The organism is Pseudomonas grimontii (genome assembly GCF_007858185.1).
Taxonomy (GTDB): domain Bacteria; phylum Pseudomonadota; class Gammaproteobacteria; order Pseudomonadales; family Pseudomonadaceae; genus Aquipseudomonas; species Aquipseudomonas grimontii.
Map to the genome: position 1 here is coordinate 21,129 of NZ_VFES01000009.1, position 20,299 is coordinate 41,427.

The window sequence follows — 20,299 nt, forward strand, 5'->3', positions numbered from 1 at the left end:
TCAGAAATCTCCTACTTCCCTTTGCAAAGGAATGCCCCTAGCCATGCACTTTCGACTCAAGCATTTAACGGCTGCCACCCTGTTCGCGGTCGGCCTTTCGGTGATAACCACGCCGGCCTTTGCCAACATCACCCCAGAGCAAAGCACGGCGATTCTGAAGAGTTTCAGCGAAACGTCGGTCACTGATTTCCGGGGTTTCCTCGGCACACTCGCCAAGGGAGAGCTGGGCAAGGCCGACGACGTAGGCCCGGCGATCGGTGCCTTCCTCGATAACAAAACCCTGACCGCCGACCAGCAGAACGAGATCCATCGCCTGCTGGGTATTTACACCCGAGTGAAATACGGCAAGGCCGCCCTCGACACCCTGCGCGAACTGGTGGAAATCCCGACCTTCAACGTGGACGGCATGCCGCAGTACAAAAACCCGGAATTCATCCGGATTGCCGACAAGATCCAGGCCCTGGCCAAGACCTTCAACCTGAACTTCCGTAACGTCGACAACCGCGTGTACGAAATTTCCCTGGAAGGCAGCGGCGACGAAGTGGTGGGCATCCACGCCCATGCCGACGTGGTGCCGGTGACACCGGAAAACTGGGTGTTGAAGGATGGCACCAAGCTCGACCCGTTCAAGGTCACGCTGATCGGCGACCGCATGTATGGCCGGGGCACCGAGGATGACAAAAACGGCATCGTGGTGGCGATGTACGCCATGAAGGTGATCAAGGAAGAAAAGTTGCCGCTGGCACGCAATTTCAAGCTGCTGGTGGACACCACCGAAGAAACCTCCGGCGACGCGATCCCCTATTACTTCGAACGCAACCCGACGCCGCAGTACAACCTGGCGCTGGATGGTGGCTACCCGGTGGTGATTGCCGAAAAAGGTTATGGCACTGTCATGGCCACCTTCCCGCGCCGCAAGGGGCAAGGCAAAGGCGCCGAAATCATCGCGATGACCGGCGGCATGGCCACCAACCAGATTCCATCGGCCTCAGTCGCCACGCTTGTCAGCGATAAGCCCGCCGAATTGGCAGCCAGCCTGCAAAAAGCCGGCAGCGAATACGCCAAGCGCAACGGTGGCGATTTTGACGTCACGGCCAAGGTTGACGGTAAGAACGTCAAACTGACGGTCACCGGTGTGTCGGCGCACTCTTCCGAGCCGCAATCCGGTATCAACCCGGTAGCGCGCATGCTGGAGCTGATCCACAGCGTCGACGGTAAGATCACCCTCAAGCACAACCACATCACCGACGCTGCGCAGTATGCCGCCGACAACTGGGGCCTGGATTACCTGGGCGGCAAATTGGGCGTGGGCTTCTCCGATGAATTCATGGGGCCGCTGACCACCTCGCTGACCTTTGTCGGGCTGGATGACAAGGCCTTCAAGCTGGCGGTGAACCTGCGTGTGCCGAAGGGCAAGTCGCCGGAGAAACTCCAGGCCGAGATCGCCGACAAGCTGAGCGCCTGGGACAAAAAAACCAAGGTCAAGGTGGACTTCACCTACTCGGTCGCCGAACCGATGTTCCGCAACCCGGAAGGTGAATGGGTGAAGGCATTGCTGGCCGTAGCCAGTGAAAACCTGGGCATGGAGCACAAATTCGGTACATCCGCCGGCGCGACCTCAGTGCATGAGCTGCCCAATGGCGTGCAATTCGGCCTGGCGCGTCCGGAAGTGAAATACACCGGGCACACCGACAATGAGTTCAAGACGGTTGACCAGTTCTTGCTGGACCTGCAGATCGTTACCGAAATGATGGGCCGTATCGGACAGTTGCCGACGCTCTGACAGAGGTTCGAACCCGCTACAGGCCAGCAATAGATAGCGCATGCAAAAGCGCCGATCAGCATTGATCGGCGCTTGCGTTGATAGACAAAAAACTCAACCTGCCACGCCAAGGAACGGCAACGCCAAGTACAACTTGATCACCACCGCATTGGTGATATCGATGAAAAACGCCCCCACCATTGGCACCACCAGAAACGCAATCTGCGACGGGCCGAAGCGTTGAGTCACTGCTTGCATATTGGCAATGGCCGTTGGTGTGGCGCCGAGCCCGAAACCGCAATGCCCTGCCGCCAACACCGCCGCATCATAGTTGCTGCCCATGACCCGGAACGTGACGAAAATCGCGAACAACGCCATCAACAACGCCTGCGCGGCCAACAGGATCACTATCGGCAGTGCCAGTGCCGCCAGGTCCCAGAGCTTGAGCGACATTAGGGCAATGGCCAGGAACAACGACAAGCTGACGTTGCCCAGCAGCGATACTTCACGCTCGAACACCTGATGCCAGCCCAGCGCCGACAACCCGTTACGCAGCACTACACCGATAAACAGCACGCACACAAAGGTGGGCAATTCGAACGCCGTACCTTCAAGAAAACCATTGAGCAAAGTGCCGACCTGCAGGCTGATCGCGAGGAGTGCCAGGGTCTCGATAAAAGAGAATGAAGTGATCAAGCGTTCCTGATGCGGCTGCTCGAAGCCCCTGGCCAAGCGCGGTTGCGGGTGCTCCAGGCATGGCGTCTGGACACGTTTGATGAGCAAGCGCGCGACCGGCCCGCCAATCAAGCCGCCGAGGACCAAACCGAAGGTCGCCGAAGCGATGGCCAGTTCGGAGGCGGAGGCGACAGCATATTTTTCGCTGAACACCGAGCCCCACGCAGCCCCAGTGCCGTGGCCACCCGACAATGTCACGGAGCCAGCAAGCAAGCCCATCAGAGGGTCAAGTCCCAACGCCGTGGCCAACGCAATACCCATGGCGTTCTGCACCACCAACAGTGCGGTGACGACCAGCAGGAAAATACCCAGGATGCGTCCGCCTTTCTTCAGGTTGGCGAAGTCCGCATTCAGTCCAATGGTGGCAAAAAATGCCAGCATCAACGGGGCTTGCAACGAAGGGTCGAACCGCACTTCGATATCAGCCAGCCCGCGCAACGCCAGCAGCAGCACGGCAACCAATAAACCGCCGGCCACCGGTTCAGGAATGTTGTAAGTGCGCAAAAAGCTGATTCGCGCGACCAACCCGCGCCCCAGTAAAAGAACCAGTGACGCGGCGACCAGGGTGGAATAGAAATCGAGTTCAAGCATCTAGGCAGCTCTCTGGAGTGGGCCGGGAAATCGGACACGCCAGAGTAAAGATCGCGAAACCTATACGCACCAACCTCACGCCAACTACAGATAAGTCCTGCAAAACGCACAACATGTCCTACAAAACAGGTGTGCATCATCGAAAAAACAGCACGAACAAAAACGCCGATCATCACTGATCGGCGTTTTTGTTAAATATGGAGCGGGAAACGAGACTCGAACTCGCGACCCCGACCTTGGCAAGGTCGTGCTCTACCAACTGAGCTATTCCCGCAAATGGCGTCCCCTAGGGGACTCGAACCCCTGTTACCGCCGTGAAAGGGCGGTGTCCTAGGCCACTAGACGAAGGGGACACGCTACTGAAACACATGGTGTGTATTTCAGTGCCCAGAGGCCTCATCCGAAGACTTGGTCCTGGTTTCACTCAGTGCCGCCCGAAAGCCACACTGCTTGTAAATTGGAGCGGGAAACGAGACTCGAACTCGCGACCCCGACCTTGGCAAGGTCGTGCTCTACCAACTGAGCTATTCCCGCATATGGCGTCCCCTAGGGGACTCGAACCCCTGTTACCGCCGTGAAAGGGCGGTGTCCTAGGCCACTAGACGAAGGGGACACACGTACAACATTCACTCCCTACCGCGTTTCGCTGTGTGCTTTACGCTGTAAGTGGCGCGCATTCTATGGATGGATTGAAAGGTCGTCAACCCCCAAGGATAAATTTATTTAAATCAATGACTTCGCCCGCGTTTACCGGCCTGCGCGGGCATTCTGCCCGTCCAGGCCTTGACGCCTATATTCTGGCGCCCGACAAGACGCTATAGTTCACTCCAGCAAATGATGGCAATGTGCAGCTATGCAGGGAACGCCTACCTATATAGAAGAAACTACCTGGGTAACTGGTCGATCAGTCCTATCCGTCGACAAGCCCAGTCACTACACTCCACTGTAAACCCTATCAAAGAGGTCACACCGGTGACACCACTCATGATCACCCTGCTGGTAATAGCCGGGATCGTAATACTGATCGCCATTGGCTACATGAACCATGTGGTGGAAAACAACAAGCTGGAAAAGAAGCGCACCGAGATCGAGCTTAACGATCGCCTGCGCCGTTGCGGTGAGATCACCGAGACATTCCCTGGCCAACTGATGACCCCGGCGCTCAAGCTGTTACTGACCCGCCTGGAGCTCAACGTCAACCAGCGCCTGTTGAACCTCAACAAGACCAGTGCACCGATCAAGGCACGTATCGCTGAGCTGAACACGCTGGTGGGCCAGGGCGAATCCATCCCGGTGAACAACCCGCCGGCGCCGATCCAGACCGAAGCCAAGGCCAAGGACGTGCGCTTCCTGCTGGAAGCCCTGCACGGCCAGGTCACCCGCGCCGCCCAGGACGGTTTCCTGCCGACCAACGAAGCCAAGCACTGGATCAAGGAAATCCGTCATATCCTGGTGCTGCTGCACATAGAATTCTTCAACAACCTCGGCCAGCACGCCTTGCAGCAAGGTCAGCCTGGCCAGGCGCGCCTGGCCTTCGAGCGTGGCGTGCAGTACCTGCGCAAACAGACTGAGCCGGTGCTCTACAGTGCGCAGCTGCAATTGCTGGAAGGTCAACTGGCCCGCGCCAACTCTACCGTGCTGGCTAACAGCAAACAGGCGGCAGAGGAAGTCAACGAATTGACCGAAGGCATGAAAGAAGTCGACGCCGACGCCGAGTGGAAAAAGAAAGTCATCTACGACTGATCTGCCCACTCCCCCTGTGGTGAGCGGGCTGCCCGCTCGCCACAACATGCCATCAGTTTGCATCTATCGCCCCGCCCCCGACTAGCGTAAAAAAGTGCCCCTCACTCCGTGAAGTCAGAGGCCCGCTATGCCTATCGCCGTCATTGATGGACAACCGCTGCATTACGTCGACCAGGGCACCGGCCCGGTCGTCCTGCTCGGCTCAAGCTACCTGTGGGACCGCGACATGTGGGCCCCGCAGGTCGAAGCCCTGTCGCAACAGTACCGTGTAATCGTGCCCGAACTATGGGGCCACGGCGAATCGGGCCAACTCCCCGCACGCACTCACTCCCTCGACGACCTCGCGCGCCAGGCCCTGGCCCTGCTTGACCATTTAGAGATCGCACAGATCAACCTGGTGGGCCTCTCGGTAGGCGGTATGTGGGGCGCACGCCTGGCGTTGCTGGCCCCCGAGCGGATCAACAGCCTGGTGTTGATGGACACCTATCTCGGCGCAGAGCCAGAGTCCACGCGCCAGTACTACTTCTCGTTGTTCAAGATGATTGAAGACGCCGGCGCCATTCCTGAGCCGTTGCTGGATGTGATCGCGCCGATCTTCTTTCGCCCGGACATCGACCGCGAATCAGCGCTGTACCAGGACTTTCGCAAGTCGCTGCAGGACTTTCCCCGGGAACGCCTGCTGCACAGCATCGTGCCCCTGGGTCGATTGATCTTCAGCCGCGAAGATGTGCTGGAACAACTACCGCGCCTGGACGCCGATACCACCTTGGTGATGTGTGGCGAGCAGGACAAACCTCGGCCTCCCGCCGAATCCGAGGAGATGGCCGAACGGATTGGCTGTGCCTTGATCCTGATTCCAGACGCCGGGCATATCTCCAGCAGGGAGAACCCGGACTTCGTCAACGAAGCACTGCTGACGTTCCTCGCCAACCACGCCTGATCGCCGCCCCCTTGATCGCGGCCGCTGTGCTGCGATCAAAGGCGGAAGTGCCCGACCATCCCCTTGAGCTCCGCCCCCAACTGCGCCAGTTGGATACTCGACGCCGCATTGCCCTGCATGCTCAACGCCGATTGATCGGCACTCGCACGAATACTGGTGACGCTACGGTTGATCTCTTCGGCCACCGAGCTCTGCTCCTCAGCCGCAGCAGCAATCTGCTGGTTCATCTGCTGGATCAGCGACACCGCGACTGCGATGCTGCCCAGGGCACTCTCGGTTTCCAGCGCATCGCTGACCGCCAGTTTGACCAGTTCGCCACTTTGCTGGATCTGCTGCACTGATGATTGTGCTGCGCTGCGCAGGGTACCGACCAGCCGCTCGATTTCTTCGGTCGATTGCTGGGTGCGCTTGGCCAGTGCCCGTACTTCATCGGCCACTACCGCAAAACCCCGACCCTGTTCGCCTGCCCGGGCGGCTTCGATGGCCGCGTTCAGGGCCAGCAGGTTGGTCTGTTCGGCGACGCTTTTGATCACGCTCAGCACGGTGCCGATATTCTGGATTTCGGCACTGAGGCTCTCGATGCTGGTGCTGGCACGGGTACTTGAAGTGGCCAGCAACTCGATGCGCTGCAAACTCTGGCGCACCACCTGCTGGCCGCTGTCGACCTTCTCGTCCGCCGTCTGCGCGGCTTGCGCGGCCTCTTCGGCGTTGCGCGCCACATCGTGCACGGTGGCGGTCATCTGGTTCATCGCGGTAGCAACCTGCTCGGTTTCTTCCTTCTGGCTGCTGACCTCGACGTTGGTCTGCTCGGTCACGCTGGACAGCGAATGCGCCGAGCTGGCCAATTGTTCGATACCGGCCTGCAGGCCACTGACCATCTGGCTCAGGCCGTTGCCCATCTGTTGCATCGCCTGCATCAACTGGCCGATTTCATCACGACGGTCGACCTCCATGCGCCCGCTCAGGTCCCCGGCGGCAATCTGTTGGGCCACCGCGATCACACTGCGCAGCGGCGCAACGATCAAGCGGGTAATCACCCAGGCGGCAATCAAGCCCACCAGCAAGGCCAGGGCCGACGAGCCGATGATCAGCATCGCGCTTTTCTTCAGTTGCGCCTGCATCGACAGGTCTTCAGCGTCATAGGCCTGGTTGACCCGGCTGACGACCTGCTCAGCACGATCATGCAGTTGTTTGTAGACGACTTTTTCCTGGGCCAGCAGGCCGGTGTATTCGCCCAGCTTCTCGCTGAACGCGGCGATATGCCCGGAGACTTCGTTGAGCACCGTCTGATAGCCGGAATCCTTGACCGACGTTTTCAGTTGCTCGACCTGGGCCAGGGCCTGGTCAGCCTGCTCGATCTTGCCTTGCTCGGCGTCGTCTGCATCGACCTTGCGGCTTTGGTCCAGGCGTACATGGGCTTCGTTCATGGCCTGCAACATCAAGCGCGAAACCTGACTGACCTGGCCTGCCTGCTCGATAAACTCGGCACCCTCCTTACCTTGGCTTTCCTTGAGGCCGTAGGCCCCGTCGTCCGCCAGGCCGGCCTGCAACACATCCAGGTTATTCGCCACGCTGGACACTGACCAACTGGCCATTTCCAGCGCCAGATCCTTGGTCTGTGTCAGTTCGACAAACTCATCGAACGCCTTACGGTAGGCTGCAAGGGCCTGCTCGACATCGGCCATCACCGGTACATTCGCCGCAGACTGGGCCTTGAGACTGGCCGCCTGGGCCGCCAGCGCATCGACGCTTTCATGCAGGGCGTCGACGGCCTTGGGGTCGGCGTGCAGCGCATAGTCCTGTTCGATCAGGCGCACCTTGAGCAAGCCGCTGTTGAGCGACGACATGGCCTTGAGGCCTTCGAAACGCTGGCCAACGGTTTGCAGGGACCACACGCCGATAGCCGCGACCAAGGCCGTCAGCAGCAGCACCAGGGTGAAGCCCAAGCCCAGTTTTTTCGCCATACCGAGGTTGGCAAAACGTCGTTGCACGCCTGAAATCATTGCACTTGAATCCTCTTGCAATGGCGGATGCCATCAAGCCCGATGGACAAGCAGCGAGATTCGCAACCAGAAGGCACTGAGCACAAGGCATTGGCGCCACAATAATGGCAAAAAGCTACACGCTCGTCGTTTTCAGAATGGTCGAGGTCGATCTGGCGGGCCCCATTGTACGGAACAACGCTAAGGCACGTTGATCAGTAGCATAGGCGACATTGATGCGTAGCCACTCACTGTGCTCGCCAGAAGGACTGAACAACGCCCCAGGCGACAACAACACTCCCAGCTGCCGGGCGCACGCCTGCAATCGCGAAGGCTGCGCCAACCCCGGGCGTGCCCACAGGAACATACCGCCGGAGGGTACGGCGAACACCTCCCACTCTTCGTCCTCCAGCACTTGCAAGGTCACGGCCATTTCAGTGCTCAGCCGCTTGCGCAGGCGCTGTACCCACTTGCGATACGTTCCATTGGCCAGCAAGGTGGCGACCACCGCTTCAGCAAACCGGGAGGTGCCGAAACCGGTCAAGGTCTTGAGGCTGGCCAGCTGCGCAATGATTGCGCTACTGGCGCAGAGGTAGCCCACGCGCAGGGCACTGCTCAGGGTCTTGGAAAAACTCGCGACGTAGATCACCCGATCATCATGGGGCAATGTCGAAAGCCGCGTGCAACTGGCCTGTTGCAGGTCGCCGTAGACGTCCTCCTCAATGATCAGGAAGTTTTCGCGGTGGGCCAGTTCCAGCAAACGCTCGGCCACCACACGGCACAGGCTGGTCCCGGTGGGGTTGTGGTACAGGCTGTGGATGAACAGGCACTTGGGGTGATGCTCCTGTAGCAGCGCCTCCAGCGCCGGGAGGTCGGGGCCGCCTCGGGTGCGCGGTACTTCCAGCAGTTGCACGCCCTGGAACGCCAACTGCCGATAGAGGTTGGCATACCCAGGGGTTTCGACCACCACGCTATCGCCGGCCTTGAGTAGCGTACGTATCAGCAGGTCCTGGGCATGGCTGGCACCTGCGGTGGTAAGGATGCGATCCAGGCTGGTGGCGATATGAATCTGAGTCAGGCGCTTGAGCAGTTGCTCGCGCAGCGCGGGCAGCCCCAGAGGCGTGCTGTAGTTGAACAGCCCGGCAGTGTCGGTGCGCGCAACTTCACGAATGGCATAACTGATGTCATCGCTTTCGCGCCAGGCATCGGGCAACCAGCCGCAGCCCAGTTTCAACTCTCCCAACGGATTATCGGCAAAGGCACCCCACTCGCGCTCCGCCCCCTCATACCAATTACCTTCGTGGGAGACTACGGGCTGGGCCACCACAAATCCTGAGCCCTGCCGGGGCGCCAGTACCCCTTGGGCGACCATCCGTTCGAACGCTTCGATCACGTTGGATTGGCTGAGCAAATTATCCAGGGCCAACTGGCGGACGGACGGCAAGCGTGTGCCGGGGCTCACCCCGTCCTTGCGAATCCATTGCGCCACTGCACTGACGATTTGCTGCACTACCGGTACAAGGGCTTGTCGATCGATCCCTAAATCCATGACCCACTCACTCCAAGTGTCTGTTATCAACCCGAAGAGTTAAGCACAGAAGCCAGGATTTACCGGCCGCATAAATTTATTAAAGTATTGATTTTATTGACTTATTTACCTAATGACACATATTCGGTCACGGCGTTTTGCCAGCTTTGGAAAAGCCCCACGGCCCCCCAGACGTTTTCGAACAAGGGGGCAGTGCAAGGTCCTAGATAGCTGTCGCGCCACCGTCCACGGCCAAGGCGTGGCCAGTGGTGAATGCCGCTCTGTCGCTGCACAGATAGAGCACTGCGCTGGCGATTTCCTCCACCGTGCCGATACGCCCGACCGGGTGCATGGCGGCGGCGAATTCGGCCTTGCGGGGGTCGGCTTCATAGGCGCGCCGGAACATATCGGTATCAATCACCGCCGGGCAGACGGCATTGACGCGGATTTTCTTCTTCGCGTATTCGATCGCCGCCGACTTGGTCAGGCCGATCACCGCGTGTTTGGAAGCCGCGTAGATGCTCATCTTCGGCGCCGCGCCCAACCCCGCTACCGACGCGGTGTTGACGATGGCACCACCGCCCTGGGCCAGCAGCAGCGGCAACTGGTACTTCATGCACAACCACACGCCCTTGACGTTGACGCCCATGATCGCGTCGAACTCATCCAGGCTGCCGTCCGCCAGCTTGCCCTTCTCAATCTCGATGCCGGCATTATTGAAGGCATAGTCCAGGCGACCATAGGCGCTGATGGTCTGCGCCATCAACTGCTGCACATCCGTTTCCTGCGTGACATTGCAGCGCACGAACAGCGCCTCGCCACCGGCCTGGTGGATCAGCGCGACCGTACCCTCGCCGCCAGCCACGTCCAGGTCGGCGACCACTACCTTCAAACCTTCGGCGGCGAACGCCAGCGCAGTGGCGCGACCAATACCGGCGGCGGCGCCGGTCACCAGGGCGACCTGACCGGAAAACGTCATGCTCATGGAAGATGTCCTATAGGGGGTTAATTGCAGTGGGCCGAGTCTAGCCAACGCCGAGACGCAGGCGTCAGCACTATCAGAAGGCCGGTTAGTGCTGCATGAGTCATAGTGATAAGGCCGCCGGGCTCACTATCAATGGCACCTATCGATGAGCATTCGCACCCTCGGCTGACCTTGCCCCCTGGCCGTTCAAGGTCTATCAATCATGCTTCACTTCTAAAGAGTCCTTGCCATGACCGCCCAGACCAACCGCCAATTCCTGCTCGCCAAACGCCCGGTCGGCGCAGCCACGCGGGAAACCTTCACCTACCAGGAAGTGCCGGTGGGCACGCCCCAGGATGGGCAGGTGCTGGTGCACAACGAATACCTGTCCCTCGACCCGGCCATGCGTGGCTGGATGAATGAAGGCAAGTCCTACATACCGCCCGTCGGCATCGGCGAGGTCATGCGCGCGCTGGGTGTGGGCAAGGTGATTGCCTCGAACAACCCGAAATTCGCAGTCGGGGACTACGTAAATGGTGCCCTGGGCGTGCAGGATTACTTCCTGGGCGAACCACGCGGTTTCTACAAGGTCGATCCCAAGCTGGCGCCCCTGCCCCGCTACCTGTCTGCGCTGGGCATGACCGGCATGACCGCCTACTTCGCGCTGCTGGACACCGGCGCGCCCCAGGCGGGAGAAACCGTGGTGATCTCCGGTGCGGCCGGTGCCGTCGGCAGCATTGCCGGGCAGATCGCCAAGCTCAAAGGCTGCCGCGTGGTCGGCATTGCCGGCGGCGCCGACAAGTGCAAGTTCCTGGTGGATGAACTGGGCTTCGATGCCGCCATCGACTACAAGAATGAAGACGTGCCCGCCGCCCTCAAGCGCGAGTGCCCCAAAGGCGTGGATGTGTATTTCGATAACGTCGGCGGCGACATTCTTGACGCGGTGCTCAGCCGCCTGGCGTTGAAAGCCCGCGTGGTGATTTGCGGCGCCATCAGCCAGTACAACAACAAGGAAGCCGTGAAAGGCCCGGCCAACTACCTGTCACTGCTGGTCAACCGCGCAAGGATGGAAGGCTTTGTGGTGATGGATCACGCGGCGAACTTTGCCGCCGCCGGGCAGGAAATGGCCGCTTGGATGGCCCAGGGCAAGCTCAAGAGCAAGGAGGATATTGTCGAGGGGCTGGAGACGTTCCCGGAGACGCTGATGAAGCTGTTCAACGGCGAGAACTTTGGGAAGTTGGTGCTCAAGGTCAGCTGATACAGGACAGATCCGCTCGTTCCCACGCGTGGGAACGAGCATCGATCAGGCGATCTCGGCGACCACTGCCGCCAACGCCTTGGCCGGATCCGCCGCCTGGCTGATCGGACGGCCGATCACCAGGTAGTCGGAGCCCGCGTCCAGAGCCTGGCGCGGGGTCAGGATGCGGCGCTGGTCATCCTGGGCACTGCCCGCCGGGCGAATCCCCGGGGTGACCAATTGCAACGAGGGATGGGCGGTCTTCAAGGCCTGGGCTTCCAGCGCCGAGCACACCAAACCATCAAGGCCGGCTTTCTCGGCCAGGGCTGCCAAACGCAGTACCTGCTCCTGAGGCTCGATGTCCAGGCCAATACCTGCCAGGTCTTCACGCTCCATGCTGGTCAGCACGGTCACGCCGATCAGCAAGGGCTTGGGGCCGCTGCGCTGCTCCAGCACTTCGCGGCAGGCGGTCATCATGCGCAGGCCGCCGGAGCAGTGCACGTTGACCATCCACACGCCCATTTCAGCGGCAGCCTTGACCGCCATGGCGGTGGTGTTGGGGATGTCGTGGAATTTCAGGTCGAGGAACACCTCGAAGCCTTTGTCACGCAGGGTGCCGACGATTTCCGCGGCGCAGCTGGTGAACAGTTCCTTGCCGACCTTGACCCGGCAAAGCTTGGGGTCCAACTGGTCAGCCAGCTTCAGTGCGGCGTCACGGGTGGGGTAATCCAGGGCGACGATGATAGGAGTCTGGCAGACGGACATTGGAATGGGCTCTCAGGCAAGTCGAAATCGGCGCGGATTGTAGCGCAAGCAGCGCCGTTGCGGGATCCGATGATCGGTAAATACTGACCAACCGCCATCAGGCGGGCATTTAAGGTGATTATTTCAAAGCTGATACATTCACGACATGCCCACAACACGCCCTGCCGATAGCCTCGCCCGCACGACCCACCGACCAGCACTACCAGCCATGGGGCTGGGCGCCTATGCTGACCGTAACAACCAGGCAGATGATCGCACTATGCATACCCCTTCCGTCCCCGTGAACGACGAGCAAAAAAGCGCGGTGATCGCCGATGACAAGCGCTGGAACACCCGCGCGCTGATCGTCGACGACGATGTGCCGATCCGCGAATTGCTGATCGACTACCTGGCACGCTTCAATATTTTCGCCACCGGCGTGACCGACGGCGCCGCGATGCGCCTGGCCATGCAAGCCGAAAACTACGATGTGGTGGTACTCGACCTGATGCTGCCGGGCGAAGACGGCCTGACGCTGTGCCGCTGGCTGCGCGCTGAGTCGGATATTCCGATCCTGATGCTCACTGCCCGCTGCGAGCCCACCGACCGCATCATCGGCCTGGAACTGGGGGCCGACGACTACATGTCCAAGCCCTTCGAACCGCGTGAACTGGTGGCGCGGATCCAGACCATCCTGCGCCGCGTGCGCGATGACCGCACCGAGCAACGCGCCAATATCCGCTTCGACAACTGGCGCCTCAACAGCGTATTGCGTCAACTGGTGGCCGATGATGGCTTGGTGGTGCCGCTGTCCAACGCTGAATTCCGCCTGCTGTGGGTGTTTATCGAACGCCCGCGCCGGGTGCTGAGCCGTGAGCAACTGCTCGATGCCGCCCGTGGCCGCTCGATTGAAGCCTTTGATCGCAGTATCGATTTGCTGGTGTCGCGCCTGCGGCAAAAACTCGGGGATGACCCCAAGGCACCGCAGTTGATCAAGACGGTGCGCGGCGAAGGCTACCTGTTCGACGCACGGGATATTGGCTGATGCGTGCCCCCTTCAACACGCTGTTCGGTCGGCTGTTCGGTGTGTTGCTGGTGGCGATTGTGCTGGCCCATGCGCTGGCGTTCTTCTGGTTTCACCACTACGGCCAACCGCCCCCGCCGCCACCGGTGCGGTTTATCGAGTTGCCGGACGGGACCATGGCACCGATGCGCGATAAGCACCCACGCCCCTGGTTTGGCGGCCCGGTGGTGCCCCTTACCTTTCAATTCGTCTCGTTGATTATTGCGGCCTGGTACGGTGCCAAACTGCTAAGCCGGCCGATACAGCGCCTGAGTGAAGCGGCGGAACGCTTGAGCCTCGACCTCGACAGCCCGCCCCTCGATGAATCGGGGCCACGGGAGGCCAAACAGGCCGCCTCGACCTTCAACCTGATGCAAAAGCGCATTCGCGAGCAGGTCAGCCAACGCGCGCGCATGCTCGGGGCCGTCTCCCATGACCTGCGCACCCCGCTGTCACGCCTCAAGCTGCGCCTGGAACAGATTGAGGACACCAAGCTGCAGGGCCAGATGCGCCAGGACCTGAACGACATGATCGGCATGCTCGACGCCACCTTGAGCTACCTGCACGAACAGCGCACCAGTGAAACCCGGCATTGGCTGGACGTGCAGGCGCTGGTGGAATCGATGAGTGAAAACGCCCAGGACCAGGGCTCCGACGTGCAATGTGCGGGCACCTGCGTGCCCTTGCAGGTGCAACCGATGGCTCTGCGCTCATGCCTTAACAACCTGATCGACAATGCCTTACGTTATGCCGGCACTGCCCGCGTGGAGCTGGAGGACAGCCGCGAGGCACTGGTCATCCGCGTGATCGACCACGGGCCAGGGATTGCGGCCGATAAGCGCGAGGCGGTGTTCGAGCCATTCTATCGGCTGGAAGGCTCGCGCAACCGCAACTCCGGCGGCGTTGGCCTGGGCATGACCATTTCCAAGGAAGCGGCAGAGCGTCTGGGCGGACGCCTGAGCCTGGAAGAGACCCCAGGGGGAGGCTTGACCGCCGTAATGTGGTTGCCGAGGGCTTAAAGGGGCTTGTCTTCGCGCCGCCCTTGCGCCTGGGTTGCGCTCCAATCCATCAGCAGGCTGTACGCCACCGCCAATAAGGTCGGGCCGATAAACAGGCCGATAAAGCCAAAGGCGATCAACCCGCCAAACACCCCCAGCAGCACGATCACCAGCGGCAGGTTGCCGCCTCGGCTGATCAGGTAAGGCTTGAGCACGTTGTCCACGCCGCTGATGATGAAGGTGCCCCACACGCCGAGAAACACCGCGTAGGTGTAGTCGCCCTTCCACGCCAGCCAGGCCGTGGCCGGGATCCATACCAGCGGCGGGCCCATGGGGATCAGGCTGAGCAGGAACGTCACGATCCCCAGCACCAGCGCGCCCGGCACGCCGGCGATCAGGAAGCCGATCAGCGCCAGCAGGGCCTGGGCGGCGGCAGTGCCGATCACGCCGTTGACCACTCGTTGCACCGTACCGGCCACCAGTTCGATGTAATAACCGGCGCGGTCACCGATCAGTCGTTCCAGCAAGCGATGGACGAACATCGCCAAGCGTGGCCCATCGCGATAGAAAAAGAACACGAACACCAGGCTCAGGGTCAGTTCGAGGATGCCGCCGCCGATCTGCGCACTGCGCGCCAGCAGCCAGTTGCCCACCTGCCCCAGATACGGCTTGATGCTGACCATCAGCGCCGCGCCCTGTTGGTCGATGCTGTTCCACATCGCCACCAAGCGCTCCCCCACGAAGGGAATCGAGTCAAGCCAGGTCGGTGCCTCGGGCAGGCCATCGACCTGAATATCCTTGATCAACGCCACGGCATCGCGCACATGGTCAGCCAGGTTTAACCCCAGCCACACCAGCGGCACCGCCACCAGCAGCATCCAGCCCAAGGTCAGAATGCCGGCGGCCAGGGATTCGCGGCCGCCCAGCCAGCGTGTGAGCAGGCGCATCAACGGCCAACTGGCAAAGGCCAGCACCGCGCCCCAGAACAGCGCCGACCAGAACGGCGCCATCACCCAGAAGCTGGCACCAAACAGCACCAGCAGCAGGATTTGCACCAGCAGGCGATCGTTATTGAGCATGGGGTATCTCTAGGAAAAGGCTGTAGGAAGAGAGTTTAGGCGAACGACACGGGTCCGTTCGCCCTGTTACGGTCAGCGTATCAGATGCAAATGCAGGCCTTTGGTTTCAGTGGTGCCGGTTTCCAGGCGCGCGGCGCGCACGCCTTTGTCGACCAGGGCCTGGCGCCAGGCTTCGGCTTTCGGGCCGGTCAGACTGACGCGCAAGGTCGCATCGAGGTTCAGACCACGGGAAATCAGGGTCAGCCAGGTGTCGTCAGGGTCGCCGCCGAGCGCGGGAAAATCCAGCTCGCCGGTGCTTTTCAGCTCGCGCAACAAGGTGGCCGAGGTGGGCAACAGGTCGCCCAGCGGTGCGCCGGCATCCAGTTGCTCCACATGCAGATAGGCACGACGGTTGCCTCGGGTGATGCCGTAGATGGCCACCAGCGAGTTTTCCTGCGGGGCGGCCAGGCGCAGCAGCAGGTATTCCTGCTGGCCGTCGGCACCTACCAGCTTGGCGTTACCGAAGACTTCGTTGGCCCACAGGCTGCTTTCACCGCAGTCGCGGGCCTGGCACCAGAACAACAACTGCGCGCCGTTGGCCTGCAACGCTTCGCGCGTCGACGTGAACGCAGCACTGGAGGTGTGTTCGGCGGGCAGTTCATAAGTAATCGCTGTGGTTTGCCCACGGGCGGTGGCCTGGCCCTCGTAACGCAACTGCCCACTGATCTTGCGGATCGCCCCCATGGGGTAGATGCGTTCCTTTTCTTCAGCAGGGCGGTAATCGACGATCTGTGCGTCGACCTGACGGGCCACGGCAGGTAGATCCTGGCTTCCCGGCACATCGGCGGCGAACACCAAGGGGCTGAAACAGCACAGTCCGAGGGCGCGTATACATCCTTTACGCAGGCTCATCGGATCGGTGAGCCCTGGCCATCGGAGGTCGCTGCGGTGTTGAGTTGGTTCATGGTTGACTCCCTTTCAATCCGCCCAGCCTCGGCAGTTGACCGCCCCAAGTCAAGGCGCGGAGAAGAACCGATTGAAACAGTCTGCAACAAGGACCGCACCGGGCTCATCATTCAGGTGTAAATGATGACCACCTGGCAACGTGGTTACCGTAAAGGGTAGCTGGGAAAGCAATTCGGGATGTTTCGCCAACATGCCGTCGGCGGCGACCACCAACTGCGTAGGGCAACCCACGCGCCGCACGAAGGCCATTGCCTGCTCATCGGTCAGACGCAGTGGCGAAGCCAGGGTCAGGCGACTGTCCGAGCGCCAGGTATAACCGCCCGGCACCGGCATCAAACCGCGCTGGGCCAGCAGTTCTGCGGCTTCACGGCTCACGGCAACCAAGCCTTTCATACGCGCTTCTACCGCCCGATCCAAGGTGCTGTAGACCGGTTTGCGCTTATCCTGCAGGTTCAATTGCGCCTGCAAGGCCATGCCCAAGCGCTCGGCGGCGTTCTTACCGCTGGCCGTGGGCGGGATCACGCCGTCAATTAACCCCAGGTGCGTCACCCGTTCCGGCAAGGCACCGGCCAGCACCAGGGAAACGATGGCGCCGAGGGAGTGACCAAGTAATGCAAAACGTTTCCAGCCCAGTTGCTCGGCGACTTGCAGCACGTCGTGGACGTAATCCCACAAGGCATAACCGGCACCTGTAGGACGATGCGCTGAATGCCCATGGCCCGCCATGTCCAGCGCCACGATACGCAAACCCGCAAGCTTCGGCGCCAGGCGCGCAAAGCTGTTGGCATTGTCCAGCCAGCCATGCAGGGCGATCACCGGCAAACCGTCCTCGGGACCAAACAGATGGGCCGCCAACTCAATGTGCGGCAGGCTCAGGCGAACTTCTTCGACGGGTGTGCTCATGCGCAACTGCGCTCACGGGCTTCCCAGCGGGCGAACAGGGTCTTGATCAAGGTCGCGGTGTCCTGGGGACGTTCGAGGGGAAACATATGGCCGCCGGGCATGGTGAGCATTTCGCCCATGGGCAGACGGTCGACACCGCTGGCGTGGTGACGCATCACCACGCGACTCTGGCGACCGCGCACCACCGCCAGCGGCACTTTCAATTGGCGCACCTGGCCGGGGCTGGTGTGGGGCACGCCCCGGTAGATGCTGATTTCGGTGGCTGGGTCGAAGCGCAGGCGCAGGCGATCACCCGCCTGATACAGCCCGTGTTGCAGGTAGGCGTCGAAGCATTCCGGGTCGAAGCCACGAAACAGGGTCTTGCCGGCAAAGTAGCTGCGCGCGGCGTCCAGGTCGCTGAATTCCTCACGGCGGCCCAGGGTGCGTCCGGCCGGCGTCAGGCGGTCGATAAAACCGAAGCGCTTGGCGGCGCGGATCACCCAGCGGTCGGCGCGGGTCAATACCGGTGAATCGAGCATCACCACCCCGCGATACAGCTGCGGGCAGCGCATGGCCGCGTGCAAATGCAGCACACCACCCAAGGAGTGGCCCACGCCCCACACGGGCTCCGGTTGCTGCTCCAGATGATGGATCAGTTCGTCCACCAGGTTTTGCCAGTTATCATCCACTGGAAACCTGGGGTCGTGACCGTGCTGCGGCAAGTGAGCCACCGCATATTCCGGAGCCAGGGCGGCAAACAGCTTGCCGTAGGTGGCCGAGGGGAAGCCATTGGCGTGGGCAAAAAACACGTGCTGCGACATAGCGGATCCATCTACAAAAACCGAGATTGATTGTCACCAGCCTCACGCCGCACAGCAATGACCGTAACCGCCAGGAATGATGACACTCACGCCACACCTATCGCGTCGGAGGCGTCTCACCCAAGGGCACCACGGCCATGGTCAGACGCGAGACACAGTTGGTCTTGCCGTCATCGGTGGTCAGGCGGATGTCCCAGACCTGGGTGGTGCGGCCGATATGGATCGCCTTGGCCACCGCCGTCACCCGTCCGCTGCGCACACCGCGTAAGTGGTTGGCGTTGATCTCCAGGCCCACGCAATAGAATTTGCTCGGATCAACGCACAAGTAAGCCGCCATCGAGCCAACGCTCTCCGCCAGTACTACCGACGCGCCGCCATGCAGCAGGCCGAAGGGCTGGTGGGTACGCTGGTCGACCACCATGCTGGCGGTGAGGGACTCGTCATCGAAGCTTTCAAAGCGGATGTCCAGCAGCTCACCGATGGTGTTTTTCTGGCTGGTATTGAGTTGCTCGATATTCGGTTGGGTGCGCCACAGACTCATGGAAATTTTCCTTATTGGTTTTATTACGGCCCTAATCCTGCCACAGAACCACTTCGGTGCGCTCGCTCCACACCTGAAACTGAGCACCGTAAGTCGACTCGATCACGTTACGCTTGATCTTCAAGGTCGGGGTCAGGAAGCCGTTCTCCACCGCCCAACTGTCTTTCACCACCACCAGTTGGCGCAGGCGTTCATGTTTATCCAACGCGACGTTGACCTGCTCCAGCCACTGTTCAAGGCTGCTGCGCAACGCCCGCCGGTCATGGGCCCCGGTCGATAACACGCACAAGCCTATGGGCGCGGTGAGGCCATCTCCCACCACGCACACTTGCTCGATGCGCGCATGTTCGGCCAGGCGGTTTTCAATCGGCGCGGGGGCCACGTACTTGCCCTTGCTGGTCTTGAAGATTTCCTTGAGCCGCCCGGTCAGGCGCAGGCGGCCTTCGGCATCCTGCTCGCCCTTGTCACCGGTGCGCAGGAAGCCATCAGCGGTGATCGTCTCGGCGGTTTTCTGCGGGTCCTTGAAATAGCCGAGCATAGTCGCGCCGCTGCGCACCTGGACTTCGCCGGTCGGATCGATGCGCACTTCAACCCCCGGGCACGGCAGGCCGATCCAGCCGATCGTCTGCTGGCCGGGCCGACACACATGGGAGTAGCCGCAGTTCTCGGTCATGCCATACACCTCGAGTACATCCAGGCCCAGGCGTCGATACCAGCGCAGCAGCGCCTCAGGCACGGGCGCCGCCCCGGACAGCGCAATGCGCAACGCGTCCAGCCCCAGGCCGGCAAGTACCTTATGGCCCACGCGCCTGCCGATAAACGGCAGGTGCAACAGGGTGTCCAGGCGTTTTTGCGGGATTTTGGCATAGACACCCATCTGGAATTTGGTCCAGATGCGCGGCACCCCAAACAGTGCCGTGGGCCGTGCCCTGCGCAGGTCCGCCAGGAAGGTGTCGAGGCTTTCGGCAAAAAACACCGTTTGCCCGGTATAGATCGAGGCCATCTCCACGAACATTCGCTCCGCCACATGGCACAGCGGCAGGTAGGAGAGCAGCCGGTCGCCCTCCCCCAGGCCAAACAATTCAGTGCCGCGTGTGGCCGCGAAACCCAGGGCGCCAAAGCTGTGCATCACGCCTTTGGGCAGGCCGGTGGTGCCGGAGGTGTAAATGATGGTGGCAAGGTCGGACGCGGCCGGCAGCGGGTCATCCTGGATCGGCGCACAGGCTTGCAGGTCGGTCCAACTGAAATCGAACGTGCCTGCCGGGCACAGCGGCAGGTTGATGATCGGCACGCCCGCCGGTATGCCAGGAGCCATGGCGGGCCAATCGTCGAGCTTGCCGATAAAGACCAGCGCCGCCTCGGAATGGGTGAGCACATGGGCGACGGAATCGGCAGTGAGGTTGGGGTACAGCGGTACCGAGACATGCCCGGCCATCCAGATCGCCAGGTCGGCAATGATCCAGTGGGCGCAGTTTTTCGAGATCAGGGCAATGTGCGAGCCGGCAGGCAGTGCCCTGGCACGTAGCCAGTGTGCGGCGCAGCGGGCCTGGTGGCCGGCATCGGCCCAGGTGAGGTGCTGCACCTGCCCTGCGCCAATGGGCTGGACCAGAAAGGTTTTGCGCGGATGCCGCGCTTCACGTTCGAAGAAGACCTGTAACGGCAAACGAAAAGCAACGGGCATGGGACGCGCTCCTTTGTGGTCCGACGATAGCCAACCAAGCACTTGCTTGGCTGACTATATAGC

At 61.2% G+C, this 20,299-nt stretch carries 17 protein-coding genes, 4 tRNA genes and 1 pseudogene; 6 read left to right on the forward strand and 16 right to left on the reverse strand.

Annotated features, from left to right (window positions below):
- Nucleotides 1-43: 43 nt before the first annotated feature.
- On the forward strand, nucleotides 44-1,783 hold the full coding sequence (locus FIV39_RS15270; protein WP_090399870.1) for a dipeptidase: 1,740 nt from the start codon (nucleotides 44-46) through the stop codon (nucleotides 1,781-1,783).
- 93 nt (nucleotides 1,784-1,876) lie between these two features.
- Here the strand turns inward: FIV39_RS15270 and gltS are convergent, their stop codons facing one another.
- The 5 genes from gltS to FIV39_RS15295 all read right to left on the reverse strand — a co-directional run bounded on the left by gltS (nucleotide 1,877) and on the right by FIV39_RS15295 (nucleotide 3,701).
- Nucleotides 1,877-3,088 (reverse strand): sodium/glutamate symporter, encoded by a 1,212-nt coding sequence (gene gltS, locus FIV39_RS15275; RefSeq protein WP_090399872.1) that lies wholly within the window; start codon nucleotides 3,086-3,088, stop codon nucleotides 1,877-1,879.
- A gap of 198 nt (nucleotides 3,089-3,286) precedes the next feature.
- Nucleotides 3,287-3,362, reverse strand: a tRNA-Gly gene (locus FIV39_RS15280).
- Between the two features lie 3 nt (nucleotides 3,363-3,365).
- Nucleotides 3,366-3,441, reverse strand: a tRNA-Glu gene (locus FIV39_RS15285).
- 105 nt (nucleotides 3,442-3,546) lie between these two features.
- Nucleotides 3,547-3,622, reverse strand: a tRNA-Gly gene (locus FIV39_RS15290).
- A gap of 3 nt (nucleotides 3,623-3,625) precedes the next feature.
- Nucleotides 3,626-3,701, reverse strand: a tRNA-Glu gene (locus FIV39_RS15295).
- 359 nt (nucleotides 3,702-4,060) lie between these two features.
- Here FIV39_RS15295 and FIV39_RS15300 point away from each other — a divergent pair.
- Complete coding sequence (locus FIV39_RS15300; RefSeq protein WP_090399875.1) at nucleotides 4,061-4,831, forward strand: hypothetical protein; 771 nt, start codon at nucleotides 4,061-4,063, stop codon at nucleotides 4,829-4,831.
- A gap of 127 nt (nucleotides 4,832-4,958) precedes the next feature.
- A complete protein-coding gene (locus FIV39_RS15305) occupies nucleotides 4,959-5,771 on the forward strand; it encodes an alpha/beta fold hydrolase (RefSeq protein ID WP_090399877.1) in 813 nt (270 codons plus the stop codon).
- Nucleotides 5,772-5,806: 35 nt separating this feature from the next.
- Here FIV39_RS15305 and FIV39_RS33935 read toward each other — a convergent pair whose 3' ends face one another.
- From FIV39_RS33935 to FIV39_RS15320, 4 genes and pseudogenes are all read right to left on the reverse strand, one after another.
- The gene (locus FIV39_RS33935) at nucleotides 5,807-6,724 is read right to left on the reverse strand and encodes a methyl-accepting chemotaxis protein (RefSeq protein WP_390620702.1); all 918 of its coding nucleotides are present in this window, start codon (nucleotides 6,722-6,724) and stop codon (nucleotides 5,807-5,809) included.
- Nucleotides 6,713-7,774: pseudogene (locus FIV39_RS33940) on the reverse strand (HAMP domain-containing protein); the annotation flags it as partial. The gene FIV39_RS33935 and the pseudogene FIV39_RS33940, both read right to left, overlap by 12 nt.
- Before the next feature lie 115 nt (nucleotides 7,775-7,889).
- Nucleotides 7,890-9,302 (reverse strand): aminotransferase-like domain-containing protein, encoded by a 1,413-nt coding sequence (locus FIV39_RS15315; protein ID WP_090399882.1) that lies wholly within the window; start codon nucleotides 9,300-9,302, stop codon nucleotides 7,890-7,892.
- A 202-nt stretch (nucleotides 9,303-9,504) separates the two neighbouring features.
- Nucleotides 9,505-10,266: an SDR family oxidoreductase gene (locus tag FIV39_RS15320; RefSeq protein WP_090399884.1), complete on the reverse strand. Its 762-nt coding sequence runs from the start codon at nucleotides 10,264-10,266 to the stop codon at nucleotides 9,505-9,507.
- Between the two features lie 229 nt (nucleotides 10,267-10,495).
- Here FIV39_RS15320 and FIV39_RS15325 point away from each other — a divergent pair, with 229 nt between their 5' ends.
- Nucleotides 10,496-11,503, forward strand: coding sequence for an NADP-dependent oxidoreductase (locus FIV39_RS15325; protein ID WP_090399888.1), 1,008 nt, complete (start codon nucleotides 10,496-10,498; stop codon nucleotides 11,501-11,503).
- Between the two features lie 45 nt (nucleotides 11,504-11,548).
- Here FIV39_RS15325 and pyrF read toward each other — a convergent pair whose 3' ends face one another.
- Complete coding sequence (gene pyrF / locus FIV39_RS15330) at nucleotides 11,549-12,247, reverse strand: orotidine-5'-phosphate decarboxylase (protein WP_090399891.1); 699 nt, start codon at nucleotides 12,245-12,247, stop codon at nucleotides 11,549-11,551.
- Between the two features lie 259 nt (nucleotides 12,248-12,506).
- Here pyrF and FIV39_RS15335 point away from each other — a divergent pair, with 259 nt between their 5' ends.
- Together FIV39_RS15335 and FIV39_RS15340 are read left to right on the forward strand one after the other, a co-directional pair.
- On the forward strand, nucleotides 12,507-13,271 hold the full coding sequence (locus FIV39_RS15335; RefSeq protein ID WP_090409753.1) for a response regulator: 765 nt from the start codon (nucleotides 12,507-12,509) through the stop codon (nucleotides 13,269-13,271).
- The gene (locus tag FIV39_RS15340) at nucleotides 13,271-14,308 is read left to right on the forward strand and encodes a sensor histidine kinase (protein ID WP_090399894.1); all 1,038 of its coding nucleotides are present in this window, start codon (nucleotides 13,271-13,273) and stop codon (nucleotides 14,306-14,308) included. The genes FIV39_RS15335 and FIV39_RS15340 overlap by 1 nt, the downstream gene beginning before the upstream one ends.
- Here the strand turns inward: FIV39_RS15340 and FIV39_RS15345 are convergent.
- From FIV39_RS15345 to FIV39_RS15370, 6 genes are all read right to left on the reverse strand, one after another.
- A complete protein-coding gene (locus FIV39_RS15345) occupies nucleotides 14,305-15,366 on the reverse strand; it encodes an AI-2E family transporter (RefSeq protein ID WP_090399896.1) in 1,062 nt (353 codons plus the stop codon). The genes FIV39_RS15340 and FIV39_RS15345 overlap by 4 nt on opposite strands.
- A gap of 72 nt (nucleotides 15,367-15,438) precedes the next feature.
- Nucleotides 15,439-16,257, reverse strand: coding sequence for a DUF4892 domain-containing protein (locus tag FIV39_RS15350; RefSeq protein WP_090399897.1), 819 nt, complete (start codon nucleotides 16,255-16,257; stop codon nucleotides 15,439-15,441).
- A 102-nt stretch (nucleotides 16,258-16,359) separates the two neighbouring features.
- Complete coding sequence (locus FIV39_RS15355; protein ID WP_090399900.1) at nucleotides 16,360-17,214, reverse strand: alpha/beta hydrolase; 855 nt, start codon at nucleotides 17,212-17,214, stop codon at nucleotides 16,360-16,362.
- Complete coding sequence (locus FIV39_RS15360; RefSeq protein ID WP_090399902.1) at nucleotides 17,211-18,014, reverse strand: alpha/beta fold hydrolase; 804 nt, start codon at nucleotides 18,012-18,014, stop codon at nucleotides 17,211-17,213. Before FIV39_RS15360 ends, FIV39_RS15355 begins: the two co-directional genes overlap by 4 nt.
- 97 nt (nucleotides 18,015-18,111) lie before the next feature.
- Nucleotides 18,112-18,555 (reverse strand): hotdog fold thioesterase, encoded by a 444-nt coding sequence (locus tag FIV39_RS15365; RefSeq protein WP_090399904.1) that lies wholly within the window; start codon nucleotides 18,553-18,555, stop codon nucleotides 18,112-18,114.
- A gap of 31 nt (nucleotides 18,556-18,586) precedes the next feature.
- Nucleotides 18,587-20,236, reverse strand: a complete 1,650-nt coding sequence (locus tag FIV39_RS15370; RefSeq protein ID WP_090399905.1) for an AMP-binding protein — start codon at nucleotides 20,234-20,236, stop codon at nucleotides 18,587-18,589.
- Between the last annotated feature and the right edge of the window lie 63 nt (nucleotides 20,237-20,299).